Here is a 25045-nt window from a genome sequence, read left to right on the forward strand (position 1 = left end):
CTTGCCCTACGGGGCACTTACTTGACGTAAATTGCACCTAAGTAGATCATATAATTAGAGGAGTAGGTCTTACCCAAAAAGCATTGTGTTTATTAAATGAAGCACTCTATAGAGAAGAAACAGAACAGATAAAGGAAAGGTATTCGAGGAAATTGTGGGTGGCAGACTCCCCAGCAAACCCTCGGCACTTGAATCACCTACTATGGCTGCTGCCTTCCGGCCCTGACCAGGTTAATAAGTTATCAATGCGAGGAACCAAGAAGCCTACCATTGTCACTGTTATCAAAACATGACTAACTGCTTTGATGTCGAGGATTATACGTATGAAATTAATAAATTCAATGACAACTTGCTATATATCGTCTAAGTGCCTAATTAACAAACAAACGGCCATCAAAGAAACAGCTTAGCTGCAATAATAAGCAGTAACATAGAAAATAATTTTTTTAAGATGTTAGCCGGTAAATTGTAGGCAAGCTTAGCCCCTAATTTTGCAAAAATGGTACTGCTTAATATTATACCTAGCATGGCAGGCCAATACACATAACCAAAGCTTTCAGCAGGAAGCGCTTGGTTATGCCATCCCATCCAGATGTATCCTATGCTACCTGATAAAGAGATAGCCACACCTGTTACAGAAGAGGTGGCTATCGCTTGCGTCATTTTTACACGATACAATGTTAATATAGGAACGACTAAGGTACCACCAGCAATACCAAACACCCCCGAAACAATACCTATCGCACCACCTAACAGACTACAGCCAAGTTTTTTAGGTAACACTAATGAAGCCTTTGGTAACCAACTAAACCACATCTGTAGCGCGACTAAGATAGCATAGATTGCAAATACCCGCTGCAACATGGCACTTGATAAATATTCCGCAACATAAGCACCAATAAATCCACCAAATAACATGCCAATACTAAGTTTTATTGATAATGACCAATCAATATTAAATTTTTTATAGTGCACATAAATCGCACTCAGTGAAGTAAATAAAATGGTAGAGAGTGACGTGCCAACAGCCAAATGTGCTATGACTTCAGGTGAAAAGTGTAAATATGTGAATGCAAAAATGAGCGTGGGAACAATAATAATACCGCCCCCTATACCAAATACGCCTGCAGTAAACCCCGCAACCGCACCTAACAATATGTAGCCCAAAATAAGCACTATATTATTCCTTTTACCAGTTTATCGACCTTAGTTCGACGCATACGCAGTAATAATTTTTTGACATGAGCAGGATAAGCTTCAACATCATCTATTTGCGCAGGGGAAGTTATTTGTGTGGTATTTTGCAAAATAGTATTTAACTCTTTATCAAGTAACTCCTGCAACACTTGATTGGGATCATCAATCAGCAGACCATTTTCAAGGTCCAGACGCCACGCACGCGGGTTCAAATTATGTCCAGTCAACATAACAAATCGGTTATCCGCATACATGCCTTTAAGGTGAAAACTATTATCACCATGCTTCCAAAGATGCAATTTCAACTGACCACTTGCAAGGGATGGAATATGTTTTTGCACAAACTTTTTCAAATTACTTTCATATAGATAGGGTAAACCACCGATTGTTCTAAATGGTTTATCCTCTGGAATATAAAAATCATTGGCCGTTTTATCTCCGACGACGATAGTTAAAGAAACGTTACGTTTTAATAATGCATCAATATCGCGGTCTAATACGGCGGGTAAATTAAAGTATGGGGTAAATATCACGAGCTCTTTTTGTGTAGCGTGAATGACATTGCGGATACAGTCATTAAGCTTGTTTTTTTTAGAGCCAAGCCCGGCTATAGGAAAGATAGACAAGTTGTTGGTCGTGCGTTGACCTTCGAATTTATAGGTCGCTTTCTTTAAATGTTTACTTAATTTCTTCTGTACTATTTTAAGTTCTGTAATTTTAGGAATGGTTGCTACGTTCAATGCAACCACTGCATCACTACTTAAAATATCATTTTTCAAGTATTCAACCATTGAATCAGCAAGTTCTTTGTTATTAATTAACCAATATCTATCAAAGCGATAACGTCCATTATTATGTAGATAAATATCGTTAAAACTTGCACCGCTATAGAGAATTTGATCATCAAAAATAAAACCTTTTAGATGTTGAACACCAAATAGCTCTTTACGCTTAACCGGGATACCCACAATTTGAATCCCCGTGCCATAGGTTTGTTGCATTTCTTGATACCAAGTAGCATTAGTATCCTTTGATTTTTTATTCCCAATTAAACCTCTTTGAGCGCGATGAAAATCAATACATACAACAATATCTAAACTGGGAATGTTTTTTTTAGCGGCATAAAGTGCCTGCAAAACCTCTTTACCTGCATCGTCAGCTTCCAAATATAATGCAGCTAAATAGATACGTTTTTTTGCAGCCGCAATTTGTTTTAATAACTCAGCTTTAAATGATGCCGAAGAAAATAGGCAATCCACAGCGTTAGTCGAAAGTGGTATTTTCTTAAGATTGTCTAGATATGATAAACTTCGTTTGATTCGAATACTCATAGAACTCTTTCATGGAATTGAATGTGTTATAGGTACAAATGAATTGCTACCTATAACGACAAAAACAAAACAAGGTTGCCTAGACAACCTTGTTCAATTATCGGTCAATTAACGATTAAAAAACCTCTGCTAATGCATCACAAAGAGGTTGCATATTATTTTTTGTCATTCCAGCAACAGAAATACGACCTGAACCAACAATATATACAGCAAACTCTGCTTTTAGTCGATTAACTTGTTCAACAGATAATCCAGAGAATGAGAACATGCCGTTTTGACGATTAATGAAGCTAAAATCACCAGCAACGCCCTTCTCTTTCAAGGTTTCAACGAATAGCTCGCGCATCTCTTGAATACGTTCACGCATGGCAGCCACTTCCAGAACCCACTCACTGTATAGTTTTTCATCATTTAAGATAGTCGCAACAACAGCAGCACCATGCGCAGGAGGATTTGAATAATTTGAACGAATTCCCGCCTTAATTTGACTAAATGCTGACTCTGCTATTTCACTATTTTCAGCCACTAGCGTGATACCACCGACGCGTTCATTATATAAACCAAAGTTTTTAGAGAATGAATTAGCAATTAATAACTCTTTATTATACTGAGCAAATATACGTAATCCTTGGGCATCTTCTTCAACCCCTTTGGCGAAACCTTGGTAGGCAAAATCGAAGAATGGAATTGCGCCTAATTCAGCAACCAACTTCGCAAGTATTTCCCACTGTTCGGTTGTTGGGTCAATACCCGTTGGGTTATGGCAACAACCATGAAACAAGATAAGGTCGCCAGCTTCAACCTGCTGTAATGATGCAATCATCGCATCAAAATCGAGGTCTTTGCTCGCTGCATCATAATAGGCATAATTAGCAACTTCCAGCCCTGCTGTATTAAATACGTTAGCATGATTAGCCCAAGTAGGGTTACTTACCCATATTTTTTTGATACCTAATTTTTTTACCGCAAAATCAGCGCCAGTACGTAATGCACCCGTACCGCCAGGCACTTGCGCAGTGCATGCTCGATTGGCTGTAATTATCTCGGAATCTTTACCAAATAACAGTCTTTGAACAGCTTGATCATATTCAGCAAGGCCCTCGATACTTAAGTAGCTTTTAGTGGTTTCACTATTAAGTAGGCGCTTCTCCGCTTCTTTAACGGTTGCTAAAATTGGGGTTAAACCGCTCTCATCTTTATAAATACCAACACCAAGATTGATTTTATCAACACGCGGATCCTTTTTAAACGCATCTGTTAAACCTAAAATAGGATCAGCAGGTGCCATACTCACTTGTTCAAACATGTTTATTCCTTCACAAAGATAATTGATAGATTATTTTCTATTTGCAGTTATACCATTACTGCTTTAGTGATCAATAAAAAATTTACTATTGCGTTGATTTCGCTTCAAGTTCTGCAATTTTTACTTTCCAAACTGCCGGCCCTTGATCATGTACGTTATTTCCTTGACTATCTACCGCAACGGTAACAGGCATATCTTCAACTTCAAATTCATAAATGGCTTCCATACCTAAGTCAGCAAAAGCGACGACTCGTGATTTTTTTATTGCCTTAGAAACAAGATAAGCAGCCCCCCCAACAGCCATTAAATATACCGCTTTATGGTTGGCGATGGAATCAACCGTTTGTTGCCCACGCTCAGATTTACCTATCATGCCAAATAGTCCGGTCTGCTCAAGCATAAAATCGGTAAATTTATCCATTCTAGTCGCTGTCGTTGGCCCTGCTGGCCCGACAACTTCATCTCTAACCGCATCTACGGGGCCTACATAATAGATAAACTTACCTTTAAAATCGACACCTTCGGGTAACGCTTTCCCCGATGAAAGCAATTCATGAATACGTTTATGGGCGGCATCACGTCCCGTTAGTATTTTCCCTGAAAGTAGTAATGTATCGCCACTTTTCCACTTACTAATATCACTTTTACTAATACCATCGACATTAACTCGATGTACGTTACTTCCCTCTTGCCGAGTTATAGCAGGCCAATCTGTAAGCTTCGCGGGTATAAACTGCGCTTCACCAGAGCCATCAAGGGAAAAATGAACATGCCTTGTTGCAGCACAATTTGGGATCATCACAACGGGTTTACATGCAGCATGGGTCGGGGCACTTTTAATTTTCACATCAAGTACTGTTGTTAATCCACCTAACCCTTGAGCACCGATTCCTAATGCATTAACACGGCGCATAATTTCTAAACGTAACTTTTCATCACTACTCAATAAATGCGCTGTATTTTTTTCTTTAGATTGGAGATCATGAATATCAATGGGCTCCATCAATGACTGTTTCGCCATTAATGCCGCTTTTTCAACTGTACCTCCAATACCGATACCTAGCATACCGGGCGGACACCACCCAGCCCCCATGGTCGGCAAGGTTTTTTCAACCCAATCTTCAATCGAGTCGGAGGGGTTAAGCATCACCATTTTTGATTTATTTTCTGAGCCGCCTCCTTTTGCTGCGACCATGACATCAACTTTATTACCACTTACTAGCTCAACATGAACAACACTCGGTGTATTATCCTGTGTGTTTTTTCTAGCACCAGCAGGATCACTGACAATGGAGGCGCGCAATGGGTTACTTGGGTCACAGTAAGCCTGACGAACACCTAAATCGATAATTTCTTGTAACGATAAATCACTATCAAACTGGACTTTCATGCCCACCTTAACAAAAACGTTTACGATGCCAGTATCTTGACAAATAGGTCTCTGCCCCTCAGCAGACATACGTGAGTTAATTAAGATTTGTGCAATCGCATCCTTTGCCGCAGGATTTAGCTCTTTCTGATATGCCTTATCCATTGCTTGGATAAAATCAAGCGGATGGTAATAGGATATAAACTGCAAGGCATTGGCAATACTATTTACAAGGTCTTGTTGCTTAATAACTGTCATATAAAACTCCGTACGTTTTCATAATCGCATTTATTATAAGTGGCTTGAGTATAAAGAGAATGTTAATCTTCATCTTTACATTAACCAACCTATTTGTAATAAATTTGTTGCCTGAACTCAAAAATTATGACTAATTGCTCTACAAACGATATTTTAATAAAACCGATTACGCTGACACAAAGTGAGTTTCTCGCCTTTAAAAAGGCAGCCTCTAAACTTAATTGGGCTATATTTTTAGAATCTGCACAAACAGACCACGCTGACAGTCGTTGGTCAATTTATAGTGCACAGCCGATTGCAACGATAGAAACCGTTTCGGCAATCAGCACGGTAACACAGCACGCTTTAATATCAACAACCACTGATGATCCCTTCTCTGTTGTTGAAACATTACGTAAAGCGCTATTTCAACCTGTATGCAATAGCCATGAACTGCCTTTTACTGGTGGTGCACTGGGATATTTTTCCTATGAACTGGGTTATCAATTAGAAAAAATTAACCATGCTACTGATCCAAGCGGCTTAGATTTACCGGAAATGGCCATCGGTTTTTATGATTGGGCATTACTTAAGGATAACCACAACGATCGTTTTTATCTTGTTATCCATAAAAGCAAACAGAGCAACGAGAATACGCAGACGCTCTGGGCAAAAAGATCCGCTTGGATAAAACAACATGAACAAGCACTCCTTGTAAACAAAGCGAATCAACAAAACAATTTTAAATTAACATCGAGCTGGTCGGCAAATATGGACAAACAAGCCTACCAAACTAAATTTACGAGTGTGCAGAATTACATTCTTAGTGGAGATTGCTACCAAGTTAATCTAGCACAACGCTTTAATGCAACCTATCAAGGTGATGAATATCAAGCTTATCAAGCTGTGTTTATTGATAACCGCCCCCCTTTTGCTGCATTTTTCCGTTTACCCAAACAAGTGATTTTATCCTTATCGCCTGAGCGCTTTATAAAGTTACACAATGGCATCGTGGAGAGTAAACCCATTAAAGGGACTAGACCGCGATTTGATGATCACCAGGCCGATCAATTAAGCAGCCAAGCCTTGCTTAACTCAGAAAAAGATAGAGCGGAAAATTTAATGATTGTAGACCTATTACGCAACGATATTGGTCGAGTCTGTCAATCGGGCAGCGTTTCAGTTCCGAAATTATTCACCATTGAAAGTTTCCCTGCTGTGCATCATTTAGTCAGCACGGTGTTGGGTAAATTAGCCAATAAATATAGCAGCGAAGATTTACTCCGAGCTTGTTTCCCTGGTGGTTCTATTACAGGCACCCCCAAAATTCGAGCAATGGAAATTATAGCAGAATTAGAGCCACATAAACGGCAACTTTATTGCGGTAGCATTGCTTATATTAATAGCGATGGTTCAATGGATAGTAACATTTGTATTAGAACATTATTATGCCATCAAAACAGCATCTATTGCTGGGCTGGTGGTGGCTTAGTCGCTGACTCAGACGTGCACCAGGAGTATCAAGAATGTTTCGATAAGGTAAGTAAAATATTACCTTGCCTAGCAGAAATCAATCAACAATTAGAGTGAAACTACGTTTCACTCTAGGCTAGTCTTTATGTAACAAGCATCAATGTGTAGATATGATAGGAATTGCTATAATTAGCGCGTAGGCAATTCAATATCTTCAAATAATTTATTCACTTCTGCACTATATTTTAATTGAATAGCCTTCTCGACCAAGGGGCGCGTTAAATGCGGGGCGAATCGATACATGAAGTCATACATATAATCACGTAAAAAAGTCCCTTTACGAAAGCCAATGCTGGTGGTGCTTGGCGCAAAAAGATGGCTAGCATCTATCACACAAAAATCATCATCGGATTTATTCATCGCCATACTGGCAACCACACCAACGCCCAACCCCAAGCGCACATAGGTTTTAATAACATCGGCATCGGTTGCAGTAAATACCACATTAGGAGAAAACCCAGCTGCATTGAAAGCTTCATCTAACTCAGAGCGGCCAGTAAACCCAAATACATATGTTACGATGGGATACTGGGCAATGTCTGCAATGGTAATATTTTGGACATTAGCTAAAGGGTGCCCCTTAGGGACTATCACAGAACGATTCCAGTGATAACAAGGTAGCATAATCAAATCGCTATAAAGATGTAATGCTTCAGTAGCAATAGCAAAATCCGTTTTCCCTTTCACCACTGATTCACTTATTTGTGCAGGCGTCCCCTGATGCATATGCAAAGAAACATGCGGATAACGTTTAATAAACCCCTGTATAACCTCCGGTAAGGCATAACGTGCTTGGGTATGAGTTGTAGCAATATTTAAAGAGCCTTGATCAGGTTTAGTATATTGTGACGCGATTGCTTTGATACTTTCAACTTTACCCAATATTTCCGAAGCAAAGCGGATCACTTCACTGCCTGCGGGTGTCACCTGCGTTAAATGTTTACCACTACGCTCAAAAATTTGGATGCCGAGTTCGTCTTCAAGCATACAGACCTGTTTACTAATACCTGGTTGTGAAGTAAATAAGTTTTCAGCTGTCGCAGAAACATTTAAATTATTATTTAACACTTCTACAATGTAGCGTAATTGCTGTAATTTCATAAAAAGACCAAGGTTTATAATTAGTTAATGGTTAATTATTCTATCAGAGTTATAATAAACAGAAAGATCTACTTTTCAAATAAGATGATTTAGTGAATGGCTATTTACCAATAATCAATATCTTATAATAAAATGATCTTACTTTTGCAAATATAATACGCATTTCCACACTTTATTATTTTTTATATTGATTATTAAACCGACAGAGGTGCTTATGCAGGATGAAAATAGTCTCGATTTTAATACCATTTTAGCCACCAGCGCGCATGACATGAAAAACTCTTTATTTATGCTTTTACAGTCTATTGAAGAGTTAGACCTTGCCGATAACTTCACGCCAAAACAGCACCAATCTTTTGCAGATCTGCATTATCAGACATCGCGCATTAACGGCAGTTTAATGCAATTATTAGCATTATACCGTGACCAAACAGGCCAACTGCCCATCAACATAGAAGAAAATTCTGTTAGCGATATGTTGCAAGAGGTATTAGATAGAAATCGACTATATATAAATAGCAGCCATATAAAAGTCATACTTGATGTAGATACCGATTTAACCGCTTACTTTGATCAAGATTTAATCACCTATATTATTACAGATGTTTTTGTCAATGCACTGCGCCACACCGACAAAAAAATTATTCTACGCGCATTTACCGATGAACAGTACGTGACCATTCAGGTTGAAGATGACGGCAATGGCTACCCTGACCATATGTTAGCAGTGAATCAAGATCAAGAACTACCATTCAACGCCGCGCGTGGACGAAGCGGCCTTGGTCTTCTATTTGCAAAAAAAATTGCCGCTGCACATAAAACAAAGCTGCTACAAGGTCACATTTTACTAGAAAATAAAGAAGAATCTGGTGGAAGTGTATTTACCTTAAGGTTACCTTAATGCAAACTAGAAACTTTAAATGTCTTAATATTTCTTTTCATCTTTTACTTTGTACCTGAGAATATATGCTATTTCCGATAATTGTTTCATTAATCGCCTTACTCCTGTTTATATTAATTGGCTATAATATGATTCAGCAATATAAGTTAAAAATCGAAACTGAAAAAAGAATTGCCATGAGTAAACAACGGGCAGTGATCAGTGAGGTTGATGAAATATTGCTCAACGCAACGCGCATGCCATTTAGTAAAAATTTATTATTAATTCTCCAACAGCGCATTCGCAACGCATTGATGTTAATGCTAAATAATGCACCAACCAATGAAACTATACGCGACCATTTAAAAAATACAGAAGTACAAATCCAACAAACACGTGAAAACTATAGCCCTCCCGATGAAAGTAGCTTCCGTGCACCAGAAAATGATAAAGAGGCATTACTTCTTTTACAGGTAACTAAAAAAATCAGAGCGGTACTTAGATCAGAGCATGCTAAAGGAAAAATCAATACTGAAATATTTGTTGCAGAAGATCATCGTCTCGAGTTAATGCAATTAAAAATAAACCTTGAAAATAGTATTAAAAGAATTACCAATGCCCATCTAAACAAGCAATTTGGCAGTGCTAATCAGATGATTAATAAACTACTTGAGATTTTACAAAGTATTCCTGACAAAGATAGCTACTTAGAAAGGCAGTATGAAAAATTACTAGCGATCAAAGATGAGATAAAATCGTACTTAGTTAAACATAGCGATAAAGAGCTAGAAGCAATTAAAGCACGTGAAGAGGAGAAGAAAAATGATCTCGATGTACTTTTCCAAGATAAGAAGAAATGGTAAGTAGCTATAACACAATAAATTTAACTGATCCAAATCAACAGAGCGATGCTTTAAGCAATTCCAATTAGTATTGTTTGATTCAAATCATGCGTCATTTAAATTGTAAACTTTAATATGAATTAACTTTTGCAACGAGAATAAACCATGCAACACATCTGTGATAAAAAAATCAATAAATTCAGAAAGATGCTACTAGATTCACTGGAAGTAATACGGAAAAATATTGCACTTAGCTTAGCTAAATCAACAGACAGTAATGATAAAATGCTTGCCTCTCAGCTTTCCATACTATCCATTGATGAGCTACTGGACCTAGCAATAAATAGCAATATAGCGACCATATCAAGCCTCAGCAGTGATATCCAACGTATTGATGCCGCATTAAATAATATACAAATTAATATGTTTGGGTTATGTGCCGACTGTGAAGAAGAAATTGACGAACAAATATTAACTAATGCCCCAACAACACAGCGTTGCAGCCATTGTCAAAGTAAGTATGAAAAACAAAAATGTAAGGGCTTTAAGCTTTAATATTATTAATTTTAAAGTAACTCTGTGACTTATATGCATTGCATCAACTACAGGCACTGCATATAATCTCTTATTTAAGAGTTGTCACCTTGTCGAAAAATAATTCAGCTAACCTACAGCCTTCTGCCTCAAGCGACCATAAAATGAGTGCCTTATCCATAAAGCAGTGCTCCCCTGATTTTACTGCTCAGCTCGCTAGTGGTGATCATCATGTTGAAAATTGGTTATCGATATACCCCATCGTTTCACAAATAATCACTCATTTTACCAAGCTACCACAACCGTTGCTGATTATAAATTCACGCTCTTGGGAAGCCGCTATCGCAGTAACCAATGAAACTTTACCTGATAATTTTCAGTCGTTAGCTCTGCAAAATTACAACCAACAAACTTTATTTGGCCGACTTAACATTGAAAATGATATTTTAGTCAATTTTGCGGCTGGTGAAATAGCCAATCATCAAAATGGCTGTCTCATTCTTCATATTAGTCCGTTACTTGTTTCTCCACATTTATGGTTTTTACTGAAAGCCTTTTTACTTAATCGGACGGTGCCCGCCAGTTCAGCAGTCAATAGTGATAAATTAAAAGGTCCTTTTCCTGATCCCTTAGATAATGAGATCAATACAAAGGTAATCATTATTGCCAATCGTTTTCAACTAGATGAGCTTGCGCAAATAGATCCAGAATATAGCCAAGTTGATCGCTTATTTACTGAATTATCAAGCGATATAGACACGACCGATAGTAATATTCAGTCTCTAAAATTTTATTGCCAGCGATTAATCAAACAGTCCCAAATACATGCACTGACTGATGATGCGATGGCATTACTGTTTCACCATTTATCGAGTTTATGTGAACATCAACGAAAAATACTGTTTTCACCTCGTATTATTGAGAACTTATTACGTTATGCACAATTACTTAATCCAGAGAAACCGACTATTTCTGCATTAGAAATCCAAAATGTACTTGATTTACAGGATCAATCTCATTCATTAGCGCAAAGTTTCAGCGACCAAGCTATCATTGAAAAACAACTACGTTTACAACTTAAAGGTGCTGAAATTGGGCAAATAAATGGTATGTCGGTTGTTGAATTGATGGGCTACCCCAATGAATTTGGAGAAATATTTCGTATTTCAGCAAGCGACATGCTTGGCGATGGAGAGATTATAGATGTTGAACGAAAAGTTGATTTACCAGTAATATTCATGCGAAAAGTATGCTTATTGTACAAGGATACCTAAACCATTTTTTCACTCATATTAATAATTTTCCGCTTTCATGTAATGTCGTATTTGAACAATCCTATCAAGAAAGTGATGGCGACAGTGCTTCTCTGGCGATTTTATTAGCGGTGATATCCTGTTATGCAAAACGTCCTTTGGCACAAAATTTATTTGTCACAGGTTCATTAGATCAACAAGGTAATGTATTAGCGATTGGTGGCATTAACCAAAAAATTCATGCTATAACTCGTCTATTTAACTTACAATTATTAACGGAAGCTGTTAGCGTTATCATTCCGAAAGCCAATCAAATTAATTTAACCTTAGATTCACAGACGCTACTATTGGTTGAAAATAAAATGATAAATATATATGCCATTGACCACTGCCAAGAAGCATTTCCGCTATCGATGAACTGCTCCTTTAGTGATGTAATAGAGCAGATTAACGATCGCATAGAAACGATAAATAAAGATGAAGATAATGACATCAATGACAGTTGGCTTACAAAATTACTCGCTCTATTTAAATAACTAAACTTGATTAAAGTTGATTGTTAGCAATCAGTCAGATAGAGTATGCCCATTTTATTTTAATGGTGTTCATTGCAAACCATGAACTACCACCACATTTTTACCTATGCAAAAGATAGAGATTATGACTAAAACCATATCCCAAAAAGAGTTGGGGAAAAACTCTTATACAAAAGAAGAATTAGTGCAATGTGGCCAAGGCAATTTATTTGGTGAAGGTAATTGCCAACTTCCAGTTGATAATATGCTTATGTTAGACCGAATTATTAGCATTACATCTGACGGTGGTGAACACGGAAAAGGCGAACTCATCGCAGAATTAGATATTGACCAAGCACTATGGTTTTTTCAATGCCACTTCCCAGGTGACCCTGTTATGCCTGGATGTTTAGGACTTGATGCAATGTGGCAACTAGTGGGTTTCTTCTTGGGATGGAGCGGTGGCCCTGGTAAAGGACGTGCGCTAGGTGTGGGTAACGTAAAGTTCACAGGGCAAGTATTACCGACCTCTAAGAAAGTGACTTATAGAATTACCATGAAGCGTCTTATAATGAGAAAGTTAGTCATGGGTATTGCTGACGGTGTTGTAGAAGTTGATGGCAAAGTTATCTATACAGCAGAAGACCTTAAAGTTGGCTTATTTATCGACACAACTAGCTTCTAATTTAAGTTTGATTTGACGCATTTTTTAAAGCACTGTTTATATTAATACACAGTGCTTTATTTTTATCTGCTATCAAAGGTGTAAAAATGAAAACCTTATATACTTGGCTCAAAGCAATTGCGAAATTTATTAATTTTAGCCGATTATTTATTTTAAACAGTCTATTTTTAGTAATTCTAATAGTGATTATCGCCGCTATTAATATAGAAGAGCCGCAACTGCTCATCTCCGATAACTCGACTTTACACCTCAACTTTTCCGGATCAATCGTTGAACAAAAAAAACCCATCGATTTTTCTGCTGAATTATCTAAACAACTCGTCACATCAACAGAACAAATAAATAACGAATATCAGATAGATGAGATACTGCAGGTCATTCGCTACGCTAAATATGATCCACAAATAGATAATATTTTGCTAGAACTTGATGGGTTAACACATGCAAGTATAAACCACTTAACCGATATTGGTGACGCACTTAATAACTTCAAAAGTGCGGGAAAAAGGTAACTGCTACTGCAGATAACTATTCGCAAAGTCAGTATTTTCTTGCCAGTTTTGCAGATCAAATCAATTTGAATCCTCAAGGTATGGTATTTTTACAAGGTTATTCTGTATATCGACTTTATTTTAAAGAGGCGTTAGATAACCTTCTCATTACGCCACATATTTTCAAAGTTGGCACCTACAAATCTTTTGTTGAACCTTTTACACAAAACACAATGTCAGAAGACAGCAAGATAGCCAACAAGCACTGGTTAGATCAACTGTGGAAAAATTATTCTAATACTGTCATTGCACAACGAAAAAATAGCAACATCAACGCAGATTCATTATCACCATCCTTAGTACAATTGAAAAGCGATTTACAAAAGGCAAATGGTGATCCAGCTCGCTATGCACTGCAAGTTGGTTTGGTAGATGAACTCAATAACCGTTTTAACGTGATTAAAACACTAAAAAGAACAAGCCCAATCACAGGGGCATGAATTAAAATTGCTTAGTTATGATGACTATCAATCTACATTACCAGCGCTTTATGAGGATCAATATTCATCAAGTAAAATTGCTTTAATACATGGCAGTGGTGAAATACTAGATGGTCAACAAAATGGTGATACCATTGGTGGTGATAGCTTTGCAAAGTTACTTGAAAAAGCGCTTAACGATACACAAATTAAAGCCGTCGTTATTCGTCTTGATACACCCGGAGGTAGTGCCTTTGCTTCGGAAAAAATACGCCAACAAATATTAGCGTTAAAACAAGCTGATAAAAAGGTGGTTGTATCCATGGCTAGTGTTGCAGCCTCTGGAGGTTACTGGATAGCCTCTGCAGCAGATATGATTGTTGCTCATCCTACGACCTTAACGGGATCTATCGGTATTTTTGGCATGTTTGCAAGCATCGATAAAGCACTAAATAAATTCGGTATCTATAATGACGGTATTGGAACTAATGAGTTATCAACACTCAATCCCACACGCGCACTCAATCCAGAACTTGCTGAGATTATGCAGCTTGGCATCGAACATGGCTATCAACAATTCCTAACTGTTGTGGCGGAAGGTCGTAACATGTCGATAGCAGACGTTGACAAAATAGCACAAGGGCGAGTTTGGACTGGTCAAGATGCACTGCAGTATCATCTGGTTGATAAGCTCGGAAATTTACAAGATGCGATTAATGAAGCGGTGACACTCGCAGAATTAAATGAATACCAAATTGAGATTATTGGCCCAACGCTTTCCACAAAGCAACAATTTATTAATGAGATATTTAGCACTTCGATAAAATGGCTTCCACAGAGTATGCAGATTTCCCCTCTTTATATGAGGCCTTACAATCTATACAAGCACAAACCTCTGTTTTATCAAAATTTAATGATCCACAGGGGCATTATCTTTACTGCCCTATGTGCAGCGTAAAATAAGTTAAAGGTGCTAGAGGTTAAATACTCTAGCGCCTAACTAGATAATCCATGAAACAAATATTTCCACTGCAATACTATACTGAATCGGGCAATTTAAAACCGCCCATCTATTTTTATATAACACTATTCTTTATAGCTAGAACTTGGGCATTACTCATTATCTCGTTAACCTCTCGAGAAACGGGTACTACATTATTGGCTATTTTTTATCCTGAAAAAACACACTTTTATTTAGGCTTATTGACGGGATTTATTGCACTGATGCTTTTCTTGTTAGCAGGACGAGATCATGACAAACATAAATATTTATCACTGTTGTGGCAAAATAGTTACCCATTACTAATGGTCAGTTTACTCTGCGATTTGGCTTTACAGATCTATTACTTATCTCTACACCATTATCAGTATTCCTTAACAGCCTCTATCCAGCTTGTAGCGATACTTTGGTTATTTTTATATTGCTTAACAAGCAAACATTTAAGAGCAAGCTTTATTCGTTATAAAACCAATTAACCTTTGCGAGTAATCGCTAGCAATGACTATTCCATGTAACGCTGTTATCTATTATTTTAACCAACAAGATAGACCAGATACTTATGTGGATTGGTATAATCTCCTTTTAAGTAATAACAGCACTTTATTGCAACTTTTTCCCATGCAAATAAAAAATGCCATTCAAATTAGGTGAATGGCATTTATAATAGATAAGTTATATTAACGAGTTAATTTGCTTATCTTAAATTGCTTCAATTAGAATTAAACCTTCACTTCCGGCATTAAAACTAACCGTGCCATTACTGACCGTTGCGATTGAACCATCATAAGCATTACGTACATTACTGCCATCAACAAAGTAATCAGCAACATTAACGGTAACAGTGCCTGTGCCATCAATTACGACAACCACGTTATTGACATTGCCAGAGATCGGATTTGTCCAACTACGCGCAAACGCTTTACCGCTTGATTGTCCAGAAAGCAGGATTTGCTGTCCAGCACCTACGGCTGGATTATCACGACGGAATTGTCCCACTTTTTGCCAATGCTGATGAATGCCATTATTTGCACGGCTCCAGTCAACACTTGAACGGCTGCCCTGATCTTTATCACTACCGCCATCTCCATTGAAACGGCCTAACTCATCACCGTAAAAAATTTGTACGCCGCCAGGTGATAACATTAATGCTGTACCTGCACGTTTTTGACGCACATCATCACCATTGTAATAAACAGATCCTGTATCATGGCTAGAGATATAACTCAGTACATTCCAATCTGTAGAGCTATTAACTTGGTTTGCATAACTGGCAAATTGATTGATCATGCTGTCAGTGCTTGCCACCATCCCGTCAATAATACCTTTAAAGCTAAAGTTAATGACTGAATCAAAGTTAGCTGTGGTATGAATATCAGACTGGCCAACACCATGCCCCCACACTTCCGCTGTAGACCAGAAATCGTCATTCCAATCAGCACCTGGCGCGCCAGTGTTATTTTGACGCCATTCATGTAGCGCAATATTGGCTTGATAATTTAGGTTTGCCCAGTTGTCATAGGTAACGTGTTTAGCCGTATCAACACGGAAACCATCAATACCATAATCTTTAACATATTGAACTAACCATTCAGTGATCCAATCTCGCACACGTTTAGTACCTTGCGCCTGATAGTTACTTAAATAACCTTGACCGAAGGTTGCTTTATTAGCTAAGAATGGCGGAATTCCAACTGCTTTAGTAGATTCTGTTTTAAAATCAGGTAGATAAGCTAAACATTTAGACAGATCATCACCGCCACAGTTATCATACCCCGGTAATCCCACGCGTATCCAATCTTTGCCCCACCAATTAAGCCATTTATATTCATCACCATCATAGTTAATAGTGCTGTGATAGCCAAACCAGTTTTCTCCGAACCCGGTGTCCAGTATGCCCCCGCCGTTGTTGAACCGTAGTTAAACTCATGCATATCTTTGAGTGTATTGTAGCCAGCATGATTCATTACCACATCCATAACTACGCGAATGCCTTGACTATGAGCGGTATCTACGAACTGTTTAAATTCAGCAGGCGTTCCCATATTAGCATCAAGATTCGAGTAATCCTGTACGTAGTAACCGTGATATGCGTAATGAGCAAAATCGCCATTACTGCCACCACCAACAAAACCATGAGCTTGTTCGTACGGTGCTGTGATCCAGATAGCGTTAACCCCTAAATCAGTAAAGTAACCGGCGTTAAGTTTTTCCGTTCACCGGCAATATCACCGCCGTGGAAGGTGCCGATATTTTTGCCCGTTGCATCAACACTTGGACGACCATAAGAGTTGTTATTAGATGAATTACCATCTTTAAAACGGTCGGTAATAACAAAGTAGACACTGGCGTTATCCCAGGTAAAGTCTGACGCGCTAGGCGGAGCGATTTTAGTTAGCGTGAAACACTCATTGGCACTGCTGTCGCTATTTTCAGCCCATAAACAAACTTGCATTGACTCATCAATGGCTAAGTCTGCCCCCACTACAATTACCGTACCATGGTTGAATGCAATGCCGTTCACAGGATCGCTTCCATCAACGGTGTAACGACCACCTATCACGTTATCACCAGTAGCATGCAGTGTGACGCTTACATCATCCGTAGAAAAAGTAGGACTGACAACATCAATACTAACATCCGCATCTTGAGTTGGGATATCACAACCATCTGTCCAACTCCCTGTAGACACATGATATGTACCATCACTAGCGCGTGTTAAATCAGGCGTTTTATTATTACCACTTTCACTGAAAAGCATATTGCTTGATTCGGTGTCTATAAAACTATAACTGAATAAGCCATCAGCAACTTCAATCATCGCATCGCCTGGCCAAATAGAATCAGGCGGTGTATCAACAGGTAGTGCATTCCAATGATGAATCGTTGGCTGTGATAATCCTTCAACACAAACAATGAACCCGGCTTGTGCCGCTTCCACTTTAGTGTAAGTGTAAGTCTGTGACACAGCTCCCTGCGCATTGGCGACATAAACTTGCAAATCAAGTGATTGGCCAATTTGTAATTCTGCACCGACAGAAATAATATCGCCATTACTAAAAACGGTTCCCTGAGTTGCATCACAGGTACCGATCAGATAGCGGCTATCTGTAATATTAACGCCACTGTAACTTAAGGTCACATTGAGACTATCTGTATCAAATTCACCATTTGCAGGGGTAATTGCTAATTCAGGTTTGACTGGTTGGACAACTTCCGCGGCTTTAATTTCATGCGAGGATGCATTAAAACTAATTGCATAATTTTTGTTATCAGCAACAACAAAATCTTGCGTTGGATAATTTTCACCCCATGAACCATCTGCGCTGCAAGCGGCAATTTTAAAGCGAGCAGGTGTCTCTTGCCCAGTGAACGCCTGCGTCAACTCATATAAACCAGGGGTAGCGCTTAATGCTAAAGGTGTTTGTTGCCAACCATTTGCCGTACCACGGAAACACCAAACGGGATCAGGTGTGCTTGAACAGCTAGCAACAGATTTCAGGGCAATATATTTACTGTCGCTATTGAAAGTAATTTCATAACTACCAGGCGATACAGTGTAATCTGCACTTGGATATGCTTCATTCCAATTACCATAGCGGTCTATTTTAAAACGAGGATTATCACTACCAAAGGTTTGGCAGGTTGTATATTCACTTCCGGAAACGTATTCTAAGGGCGTATTAGCCCAGCCATTTGGTGTACCGCGAAAATCCCATTCTGCTTGCGCAGAGAGAGAAACCGCAAACAAACCAAACAATAATGCTTTATTCATTTTAATTCCTTTTAACAACTAAATTAAAGCAACAACCACAATGGCTATTGCTTGATTTACAGGCAATAAAAAATCTAATTACTTATTCATATTTATTGCTAGATTGAATAGACAGCAAGCGCTGTTATAGTGCGAAGTTAATTGACTTCACGAAAAGATAACTATTTTGATATGCGGAATAATCCGTTATAACAATTCTGACTGATTGTTTAAGCGGCGATTCTAGTGCAAAAAACAAACAACAAGCAAAGAAAACAATTAAAATGAGAATTAAATCAATAAGAAAGCACTTACAAATCAAATTGAGCGGGTTTTCATCACAAAATTTATCAACGCGAACTCGATACATTATCGGTCAAATAAAAACATGATTTAGATAAATCATTTTGTTCTATCTGTTTAATATAAACTAAAACTTATAAGAACCTACTTTTTGGGTGTATTGATTCAAATCAATTTTGCTTTATTTAGTGTTTTACAATAAATAAAAAATAAGTATCCTTCCATCTTTACCGTAATGGGAATGTTTTTCCCATTCTATTGAGTTAGTGTATGGAAGACTAATCAGCGCTTAAAGGACTTTAACTATTAAAGAGTGAAGTTCTTCGATGGCAAATTGGATTAATCACCTAGCAAATATTAGTTGGTATACCTACCTCCCGCTCTTAATTATCCTCGGTCTATTTATCAGTATCAGAATGATACAAATCCGGGACTATATCTCCCCTGTTGATGATTCAAAGTGGAATTTGGTAACGATTAAAGAGGCGCTTTCTATCTCTCTAGCGTCAAAAATGGGAACTGGTGCAATAATAGGCGTTCTTGCTGCGATGTGGCTTAGTTCTGATACCGGTGTTGGTGGTGAAGGCGTCGTCCTATGGATATTCATTGGCATGTTTGTCATGCTACCAATCACCTATTCTGAAGTGTTATTTACTCAAGTAAGCAAATTAACCCCAAGATATTTTATTAAAAAACAGCTAAATAATCGATTTGCACAAATATACGCAATTGGCCTTGTGACGCTCTATGCCTTTGGATTTGTTGGTTTCCAATTTACAGGTGTGCAAACGGTTGTGCGCTTGTTTTCTGAGCAACATTTAGCCTATACCTTCACAGAAACTAGCGCATTAATTGGCATTGTTCTACCTATATTGTTAGGTGTAACTATTGTCATATTAACCAAAAGCCATGCTATCTTTATTAACACATTATCATCTATGATTTTTAGTCTCGTCATAGCCTATCTTTTATTTTTTATTATTTTCCTAATTAACACACCCGATTATTGGCTCGAATATGGGCAACGAATTGTCACCGATTTTTTACAATTTCGTAGTGCGGGTGTTGGTTTACCGCTTGGATTAATTATCGGTTTTCAGCGCATTATTCAGGTTGGAGAAACCTCACTAGGTACCTCTTCACTATCAAGTTCAGCGCGATTAAATTCTCCTCGTAGAGAGGCTGAAGTACAAACTTTCGCTACTATCATTTGTATCTTTGTTGCAGTGATAGTGTCGAGCTATGTCTTTTCTTATGGGCATTATCATATTGCTGATGTGGCGCTTTCTGAAAGTGGGTTTGACCGAATTAAAGGCTTTATTCTAACCGTCTATTCTGTTACCGGATACTTTGGTTTATCGATAGTGCTGGCCTTTTTCATCATTTCTGGATTTACAACAATATTGGGATCTTTTCATTACATCAATACCACATTAAAACTAACGCTTAATAAGCGCATTGCTATCTATCTTTTATTAATTTCAGTCTCTGGCTGCCTCAGTGTCGCTAATTTCGATGTCATCTTTGATGCCACTAACCTACTGATGTTTATAGTAGGCGGTATTAATCTAATCGCAATGGCACGCTTTGTCAGCCAAAAAATTCAACACGTTACCCTATAAGGTTATTATCATGAGTAAAAAAATTCTAATCATTGGTGGTGTCGCAGGCGGAGCCTCTGCAGCGGCACGCCTTCGTCGTCATAGCGAAGAAGATCAAATTATTATGTTTGAAAAAGGACCACACGTATCATTTTCAAATTGTTGCCTGCCTTACCACCTAAGCGGTGTCGTAGAAAAAGCTGACGACTTAGTACTAATGAGTCCTGAAAAATTTGCCTCTCAATATCGCATTGATGCTCGTACAAACCAAGAAGTCGTCACGATTAATCGTCAACAAAAAACCGTCACAATAAAGAAACTGTTAAGTGACGAAGTTTATAGCGAAAGCTACGACAAATTAATTCTTTCTCCAGGTGCAAAGCCAATCATCCCGGCTATTCCGGGTATTGATAAAGTTAACGCCTTTTCGATACGCAATGTCGTTGATATCGACCGATTAAATAGCTACATAAAAGGCAGTGATGCAAAAAACATTACTGTTATTGGTGGGGGCTTTATTGGCGTTGAGGTAGTCGAAAATCTCAAGGAAGCGGGTTACAACGTTACCCTCGTCGAAGCGATGCCACAAATAATGAGACCATTCGATTATGAAATGGTACAAATTCTACATAAAGAGTTACTTGACCAAGATGTTAATCTGATCGTTGCTGATAAAGTCGTTAAGTTTGAAGATAACATAACTATTTTAGCTTCCGGTAAAGCGATTCCATCGGATGTAGTCGTCATGGCAATTGGCGTTTCTCCAGAAACAAACCTTGCGCTTGATGCAGAACTTGAAATTGGTGATAAAGGTGGCATTAAAGTTGACCAAAACTACTGTACTAATGACCCAGATATTTACGCAGTCGGTGATGCGATAGAAGTTTATGGTGCATTATTAAACAGCACCTTTTTGTTGTCACTAGCGGGACCTGCACAAAAGCAAGCACGAAGCGTTGCAGATCATATCAATGGTATGGCCGTTGACAATCGTGGTTTCATCGGCTCCTCTGTTGTTAAAGTATTTAATTACCATGCAGCTGCAACTGGACTTAACGAAGCACAAATACAAGCAAGTGGCATGGGCATTAACTATCAAACGGTAAAAATTATTCCCAACGATAAAGTCGGTTTAATGCCCGAATCATTTGGTGTTCACTTTAAATTAATTTTTGAAGTACCAACGGGCAGAATTTTAGGCGCACAAGCGATTGGTTTAGGTAATATAGACAAACGCATTGATGTTATCGCAACCGTCATCAAATTTGGTGGCACTATTTACGACCTAAAAGATCTCGAATTATGCTACGCCCCACCATTTGGTACAGCAAAAGATGTCGTTAACTTTGCAGGTTATGTTGCAACAAACTTAATGCGTAATGACTTCAAACAAGTCCATGGGCGTGATGTACGTGGATTAGTTGAAAATGGGGCATATATTGTTGATGTACGTGAAATTGATGAATACCAACTAAGTCACATCAAAGGCGCTGTTAATCTGCCACTGAGCGAAATACGTGAGCGCGTTAACGAATTGCCTAGCGATCAAACTATCTATGTACACTGCCGTAGTGGACAACGCAGCTACAATGCCGTTTTAGCATTGCAAAAAATGGGCTTTAAAGACGTTTATAACATATCAGGTGGTTTCATGGGCTTATGTTTTAATGAATATTTCAACGATAAAACCATGCATCGAGACCCTATTGTGACCAATTACAACTTTGACTAATCCAAGTGTCGGCTACGATTTGGCCGACGCTTCATTATTATTTTTGGATATACATTTATGATTAATAAAAAACAAGCATTTGCAGGTATCGGCATTTTACTCGCCGCCCTGTTTTTTGGTAAATGGGAATTAAGCAGTCAAATGCTATTTTTCCGATTACTGGTCGGCATGGGATTAGGCTATGCTTTAACTCGTGGATTCATGGGATTTGCGGGAAGTGTTAACCGTGCCTATCGAGGGGGTTCAACTAAACTGATGCAGATTTTAATGCTTCTGTTTATTGTCACAGCCATCGTTAATGCAGGCTTCCTATTCAATAGCGATATTAAGTCATACAATCTATGGATTAATCCGATTAATGCCGGTTTGATTCTAGGCGGCTTATCCTTTGGCTTCGGTATGACCTTCTCTTCTTGCTGTGCATCTGGCGTAATGACGGATTTAGTAACGGATTTACCACGTGCAGGTGTCACACTCATATTCTTTTCTTTAGGTGTATTTATCGGTTTTCCAATACAAAGTTCACAACCTTGGATAACAGAAAGTCTATTTACCAGTGCTTCATACGCTAACAATCCTGATTATAATGGTGTTTTTCTGCCTGATTTATTCACTTTTGATGGCCTAAATGGCTACCTAGGCGCAATCATTTTAACCACTATTTTTGCTGCGATTGTCATTTATCTATGTAAAAAATATGAAGATAAACGTCGTGAAAAAGGCACTTACCATGGTATTGATACTGAAATAGAGCAACAACAAACAGTTGCCGATAAAAATAAAAAGCCGGCCACTCCTTTTAAATTATTAAGCGCACAAACCTATCAACAAATTTTTGTTGAACCTTGGTCAATGAAAGCAGGTGCGATGATGATTGTCATTATGTTCACATTAATGTTAGCGGTTACGCAAACGGGATGGGGAGCATCGACCCCCTTTGGTATTTGGGTTGGTCAAATATTAACCTTCGTCGGCATGCCAATTGAACAGGTCGCACACTTTGCTGATCGACCTGTTGGTATGTTTGCAACCCCCTTCTTTGAGCACCCTATTTCAGTGCAAAATGTTGGTATAGTTATTGGTACATTATTCTGTGTATTAATGATGGGGCAGTTAAAACTATCATTCAATTATTCTGCTAAACAACTCGCCTTATTTGCAATGGGTGGTCTATTAATGGGGTTAGGTACTCGTTTTGCAAATGGCTGTAATGTAGGGGCGCTATATACTCCTATTGCCAACTTATCCTTATCTGGCTGGATCTTCTTCGTGGCACTAGTATCAGGTGGAATATTTGGTAATCGAGTTGCTAAACGAATTAGTTAAGTAATGAATAGGAAGATATAAGATTAGGCTACCCGTTCTTTAAAACGGGTAGCCTCTGTTTTAGTGTAATTTTAAGCGAGGACGTAAAATACGGTTAATTTTTTCAACCAAGGTCATTAAGCCCGTACGTAAATAGCCATGTAAAGCTACTTGATGCATTCTATACAGAGAGACATAAACTAAACGCGCTAAGCGTCCTTCAATTTTCATAGACCCTTTCATCAAGTTACCCATTAAACTACCCACTGTGCTGTAATTACTTAATGAGACAAGCGAACCATAATCACGATACTGGTAGTCAGATAACGGCTTATTTTTGATCGTTGCTAAAATATTATTAGCCACTAAAGAGGCCATCTGATGAGCAGACTGTGCACGCGGAGGCACAAAACCACCACCTGGTAATGGGCAACTAGCACAATCACCTAATGCATAAATTGTCTCATCTAATGTTGTTTGTAAATTTGCTTTCACCACCAACTGATTAATACGGTTGGTTTCCAATCCCGCAATATCCTTCAAAAAGTCAGGCCCTTTAATACCAGCAGCCCAGACGATTAAATCGGCTTTAATCAGTTCGCCAGATTTAGTCATTAAGCCCGCTTCAGTCGCCTCAGTAACCATTGTCTGGGTACGTACATCCACACCCAACTTAAGTAGCTCTTGATGTGCTGATGCCGATATTCTTTCAGGTAATGCAGGTAAAATTTTATCACCAGCTTCTATTAAACTCACTTTAAGATCCGTTGATTTGATCTCTTCAAATCCGTAACTAGAAACTTGTTGTAGTGAATTGTACAGTTCTGCTGATAATTCAACACCCGTTGCACCCGCGCCCACAATAGCGACACTCACTTGTTCAGCTTCTTTCACACCAAGCTGTAAATACTTGTTCAACATGAGATGATGAAATTTCTTGGCTTGCTGTGGACTGTCTAAGAAAATACAGTGGTCAGCCACCCCTTTCGTGTTAAAGTCATTGCTAACACTCCCTAGCGCCATCACTAAAATATCGTAGCTTAATTCACTTTCAGATAATATTTGCGTGCCATCTCTGTCATTAAGGCTCGCTAGATGAATTTTTTTATTTTCTCTATCAATATTATCAAGCGCTCCCAGTCTAAATTTAAAACCATGGTTTGTTGCATGGGCGCGATAACTTAATGCATCAATACCATCATCTAAAGAGCCTGCTGCGACTTCGTGTAGTAATGGTTTCCATAAATGCGTTCTATTTTTATCAACGAGTGTGATTTGAGCTTTTCTTTTTTTCCCTAATTTTTTTCCTAATGATGTCGCTAACTCCAATCCACCAGCCCCACCACCAACAATTACAATATTAAGCATACTTACCTCGAGTTTATAACAATTTATTTATAGCATTAATTTCATCAACAAAAATAATGTTATAAATAAATTTTCTAGGGACATATTTATAGCTAAATCACAGAAGAGTGTAATTATTTTACACAAAAAAACAAGGGTATGTTAACACTAATCATTAAATGTGGATATGTGGTTATTTTATTACAGGAATGTTAAAAGAGAAATAATCGGTTACCTATGAAATCTCTCTTTT

General features: G+C 38.2%; 22 protein-coding genes, 1 other RNA gene and 1 pseudogene. 14 read left to right on the plus strand and 10 right to left on the minus strand.

From position 1 onward, the window contains the following. Positions 1 to 164 precede the first annotated feature (164 nt). The 5 genes from ffs to AB1A03_RS09685 all read right to left on the minus strand — a co-directional run bounded on the left by ffs (position 165) and on the right by AB1A03_RS09685 (position 5461). Positions 165 to 262: signal recognition particle sRNA small type (ffs, locus tag AB1A03_RS09665), an RNA gene on the minus strand. 131 nt (positions 263 to 393) lie between these two features. Continuing rightward, on the minus strand, positions 394 to 1176 hold the full coding sequence (locus AB1A03_RS09670) for a sulfite exporter TauE/SafE family protein (protein WP_354624461.1): 783 nt from the start codon (positions 1174 to 1176) through the stop codon (positions 394 to 396). Beyond that, positions 1176 to 2528, minus strand: a complete 1353-nt coding sequence (gene pssA / locus AB1A03_RS09675; protein ID WP_354624462.1) for a CDP-diacylglycerol--serine O-phosphatidyltransferase — start codon at positions 2526 to 2528, stop codon at positions 1176 to 1178. The genes AB1A03_RS09670 and pssA overlap by 1 nt, the downstream gene beginning before the upstream one ends. Positions 2529 to 2643: 115 nt before the next feature. Next, the gene (locus AB1A03_RS09680; RefSeq protein WP_354624463.1) at positions 2644 to 3834 is read right to left on the minus strand and encodes an amino acid aminotransferase; all 1191 of its coding nucleotides are present in this window, start codon (positions 3832 to 3834) and stop codon (positions 2644 to 2646) included. A gap of 85 nt (positions 3835 to 3919) precedes the next feature. Beyond that, entirely contained in the window at positions 3920 to 5461 is a 1542-nt protein-coding gene (locus AB1A03_RS09685) for a fumarate hydratase (RefSeq protein ID WP_354624464.1), read from the minus strand. Positions 5462 to 5587: 126 nt separating this feature from the next. On the opposite strand from AB1A03_RS09685, the gene pabB reads away from it, so the two are divergent. Then, positions 5588 to 7030 (plus strand): aminodeoxychorismate synthase component I, encoded by a 1443-nt coding sequence (gene pabB, locus AB1A03_RS09690; RefSeq protein ID WP_354624465.1) that lies wholly within the window; start codon positions 5588 to 5590, stop codon positions 7028 to 7030. Positions 7031 to 7102: 72 nt separating this feature from the next. Here the strand turns inward: pabB and cysB are convergent, their stop codons facing one another. Then, complete coding sequence (cysB, locus tag AB1A03_RS09695; protein ID WP_354624466.1) at positions 7103 to 8074, minus strand: HTH-type transcriptional regulator CysB; 972 nt, start codon at positions 8072 to 8074, stop codon at positions 7103 to 7105. A gap of 214 nt (positions 8075 to 8288) precedes the next feature. Between cysB and AB1A03_RS09700 the strand changes: the two genes are divergently transcribed. The 10 genes and pseudogenes from AB1A03_RS09700 to AB1A03_RS09745 all read left to right on the plus strand — a co-directional run bounded on the left by AB1A03_RS09700 (position 8289) and on the right by AB1A03_RS09745 (position 15229). Then, positions 8289 to 8975, plus strand: a complete 687-nt coding sequence (locus AB1A03_RS09700) for a sensor histidine kinase (protein ID WP_354624467.1) — start codon at positions 8289 to 8291, stop codon at positions 8973 to 8975. Between the two features lie 65 nt (positions 8976 to 9040). Further along, positions 9041 to 9817: a DNA repair ATPase gene (locus tag AB1A03_RS09705; RefSeq protein WP_354624468.1), complete on the plus strand. Its 777-nt coding sequence runs from the start codon at positions 9041 to 9043 to the stop codon at positions 9815 to 9817. A gap of 144 nt (positions 9818 to 9961) precedes the next feature. Continuing rightward, positions 9962 to 10351 (plus strand): TraR/DksA family transcriptional regulator, encoded by a 390-nt coding sequence (locus AB1A03_RS09710; RefSeq protein WP_354624469.1) that lies wholly within the window; start codon positions 9962 to 9964, stop codon positions 10349 to 10351. Between the two features lie 89 nt (positions 10352 to 10440). Beyond that, positions 10441 to 11604 carry an AAA family ATPase gene (locus tag AB1A03_RS09715; protein WP_354624470.1) on the plus strand — a complete coding sequence of 388 codons (1164 nt, stop codon included), beginning with the start codon at positions 10441 to 10443 and terminating at the stop codon, positions 11602 to 11604. After that, complete coding sequence (locus AB1A03_RS09720) at positions 11580 to 12119, plus strand: S16 family serine protease (protein ID WP_354624471.1); 540 nt, start codon at positions 11580 to 11582, stop codon at positions 12117 to 12119. Before AB1A03_RS09715 ends, AB1A03_RS09720 begins: the two co-directional genes overlap by 25 nt. 124 nt (positions 12120 to 12243) lie before the next feature. Next, positions 12244 to 12783: a bifunctional 3-hydroxydecanoyl-ACP dehydratase/trans-2-decenoyl-ACP isomerase gene (gene fabA / locus AB1A03_RS09725; RefSeq protein ID WP_354624472.1), complete on the plus strand. Its 540-nt coding sequence runs from the start codon at positions 12244 to 12246 to the stop codon at positions 12781 to 12783. 86 nt (positions 12784 to 12869) lie between these two features. Beyond that, a complete protein-coding gene (locus tag AB1A03_RS09730) occupies positions 12870 to 13295 on the plus strand; it encodes a Clp protease/crotonase-like domain-containing protein (RefSeq protein ID WP_354624473.1) in 426 nt (141 codons plus the stop codon). A gap of 41 nt (positions 13296 to 13336) precedes the next feature. Further along, positions 13337 to 13774: pseudogene (locus tag AB1A03_RS09735) on the plus strand (S49 family peptidase); the annotation flags it as partial. A 7-nt stretch (positions 13775 to 13781) separates the two neighbouring features. Then, positions 13782 to 14711, plus strand: coding sequence for a signal peptide peptidase SppA (sppA, locus tag AB1A03_RS09740; RefSeq protein WP_354624474.1), 930 nt, complete (start codon positions 13782 to 13784; stop codon positions 14709 to 14711). Between the two features lie 53 nt (positions 14712 to 14764). Beyond that, positions 14765 to 15229 (plus strand): DUF2919 domain-containing protein, encoded by a 465-nt coding sequence (locus tag AB1A03_RS09745; protein ID WP_354624475.1) that lies wholly within the window; start codon positions 14765 to 14767, stop codon positions 15227 to 15229. 223 nt (positions 15230 to 15452) lie between these two features. Here the strand turns inward: AB1A03_RS09745 and AB1A03_RS09750 are convergent, their stop codons facing one another. Genes AB1A03_RS09750 through AB1A03_RS09760 form a run of 3 tightly spaced genes read right to left on the minus strand, consistent with a single transcriptional unit; the run spans position 15453 to position 18525 of the window. Beyond that, complete coding sequence (locus tag AB1A03_RS09750; protein WP_354624476.1) at positions 15453 to 16538, minus strand: alpha-amylase family glycosyl hydrolase; 1086 nt, start codon at positions 16536 to 16538, stop codon at positions 15453 to 15455. Continuing rightward, complete coding sequence (locus tag AB1A03_RS09755) at positions 16484 to 16918, minus strand: alpha-amylase family glycosyl hydrolase (RefSeq protein ID WP_354624564.1); 435 nt, start codon at positions 16916 to 16918, stop codon at positions 16484 to 16486. Before AB1A03_RS09755 ends, AB1A03_RS09750 begins: the two co-directional genes overlap by 55 nt. 11 nt (positions 16919 to 16929) lie before the next feature. Continuing rightward, positions 16930 to 18525, minus strand: coding sequence for a starch-binding protein (locus AB1A03_RS09760; RefSeq protein ID WP_354624477.1), 1596 nt, complete (start codon positions 18523 to 18525; stop codon positions 16930 to 16932). Positions 18526 to 19133: 608 nt separating this feature from the next. Here AB1A03_RS09760 and AB1A03_RS09765 point away from each other — a divergent pair. Genes AB1A03_RS09765 through AB1A03_RS09775 form a run of 3 tightly spaced genes read left to right on the plus strand, consistent with a single transcriptional unit; the run spans position 19134 to position 23466 of the window. Further along, positions 19134 to 20429 (plus strand): ACGS family protein, encoded by a 1296-nt coding sequence (locus AB1A03_RS09765; protein WP_354624478.1) that lies wholly within the window; start codon positions 19134 to 19136, stop codon positions 20427 to 20429. 10 nt (positions 20430 to 20439) lie between these two features. Further along, a complete protein-coding gene (locus AB1A03_RS09770; protein WP_354624479.1) occupies positions 20440 to 22140 on the plus strand; it encodes an FAD-dependent oxidoreductase in 1701 nt (566 codons plus the stop codon). Positions 22141 to 22197: 57 nt separating this feature from the next. Beyond that, positions 22198 to 23466, plus strand: coding sequence for a YeeE/YedE family protein (locus AB1A03_RS09775; RefSeq protein ID WP_354624480.1), 1269 nt, complete (start codon positions 22198 to 22200; stop codon positions 23464 to 23466). A 60-nt stretch (positions 23467 to 23526) separates the two neighbouring features. Here the strand turns inward: AB1A03_RS09775 and AB1A03_RS09780 are convergent, their stop codons facing one another. Then, complete coding sequence (locus AB1A03_RS09780; RefSeq protein WP_354624481.1) at positions 23527 to 24813, minus strand: NAD(P)/FAD-dependent oxidoreductase; 1287 nt, start codon at positions 24811 to 24813, stop codon at positions 23527 to 23529. Between the last annotated feature and the right edge of the window lie 232 nt (positions 24814 to 25045).

Source organism: Psychromonas sp. MME2 (genome assembly GCF_040566515.1).
Lineage (GTDB): Bacteria > Pseudomonadota > Gammaproteobacteria > Enterobacterales > Psychromonadaceae > Psychromonas.

What these genes read in the sequence shown, in the direction of transcription:
- pssA (WP_354624462.1), bottom strand. Translation starts at nt 2,528, where the DNA reads ATGAGTATTCGAATCAAACGAAGTTTATCATATCTAGACAATCTTAAG.
- AB1A03_RS09680 (WP_354624463.1), bottom strand. Translation starts at nt 3,834, where the DNA reads ATGTTTGAACAAGTGAGTATGGCACCTGCTGATCCTATTTTAGGTTTA.
- AB1A03_RS09685 (WP_354624464.1), bottom strand. Translation starts at nt 5,461, where the DNA reads ATGACAGTTATTAAGCAACAAGACCTTGTAAATAGTATTGCCAATGCC.
- pabB (WP_354624465.1), top strand. Translation starts at nt 5,588, where the DNA reads ATGACTAATTGCTCTACAAACGATATTTTAATAAAACCGATTACGCTG.
- cysB (WP_354624466.1), bottom strand. Translation starts at nt 8,074, where the DNA reads ATGAAATTACAGCAATTACGCTACATTGTAGAAGTGTTAAATAATAAT.
- AB1A03_RS09700 (WP_354624467.1), top strand. Translation starts at nt 8,289, where the DNA reads ATGCAGGATGAAAATAGTCTCGATTTTAATACCATTTTAGCCACCAGC.
- AB1A03_RS09705 (WP_354624468.1), top strand. Translation starts at nt 9,041, where the DNA reads ATGCTATTTCCGATAATTGTTTCATTAATCGCCTTACTCCTGTTTATA.
- AB1A03_RS09710 (WP_354624469.1), top strand. Translation starts at nt 9,962, where the DNA reads ATGCAACACATCTGTGATAAAAAAATCAATAAATTCAGAAAGATGCTA.
- AB1A03_RS09720 (WP_354624471.1), top strand. Translation starts at nt 11,580, where the DNA reads ATGCTTATTGTACAAGGATACCTAAACCATTTTTTCACTCATATTAAT.
- fabA (WP_354624472.1), top strand. Translation starts at nt 12,244, where the DNA reads ATGACTAAAACCATATCCCAAAAAGAGTTGGGGAAAAACTCTTATACA.
- AB1A03_RS09730 (WP_354624473.1), top strand. Translation starts at nt 12,870, where the DNA reads ATGAAAACCTTATATACTTGGCTCAAAGCAATTGCGAAATTTATTAAT.
- AB1A03_RS09745 (WP_354624475.1), top strand. Translation starts at nt 14,765, where the DNA reads ATGAAACAAATATTTCCACTGCAATACTATACTGAATCGGGCAATTTA.
- AB1A03_RS09760 (WP_354624477.1), bottom strand. Translation starts at nt 18,525, where the DNA reads ATGAATAAAGCATTATTGTTTGGTTTGTTTGCGGTTTCTCTCTCTGCG.
- AB1A03_RS09765 (WP_354624478.1), top strand. Translation starts at nt 19,134, where the DNA reads ATGGCAAATTGGATTAATCACCTAGCAAATATTAGTTGGTATACCTAC.
- AB1A03_RS09770 (WP_354624479.1), top strand. Translation starts at nt 20,440, where the DNA reads ATGAGTAAAAAAATTCTAATCATTGGTGGTGTCGCAGGCGGAGCCTCT.
- AB1A03_RS09775 (WP_354624480.1), top strand. Translation starts at nt 22,198, where the DNA reads ATGATTAATAAAAAACAAGCATTTGCAGGTATCGGCATTTTACTCGCC.
- AB1A03_RS09780 (WP_354624481.1), bottom strand. Translation starts at nt 24,813, where the DNA reads ATGCTTAATATTGTAATTGTTGGTGGTGGGGCTGGTGGATTGGAGTTA.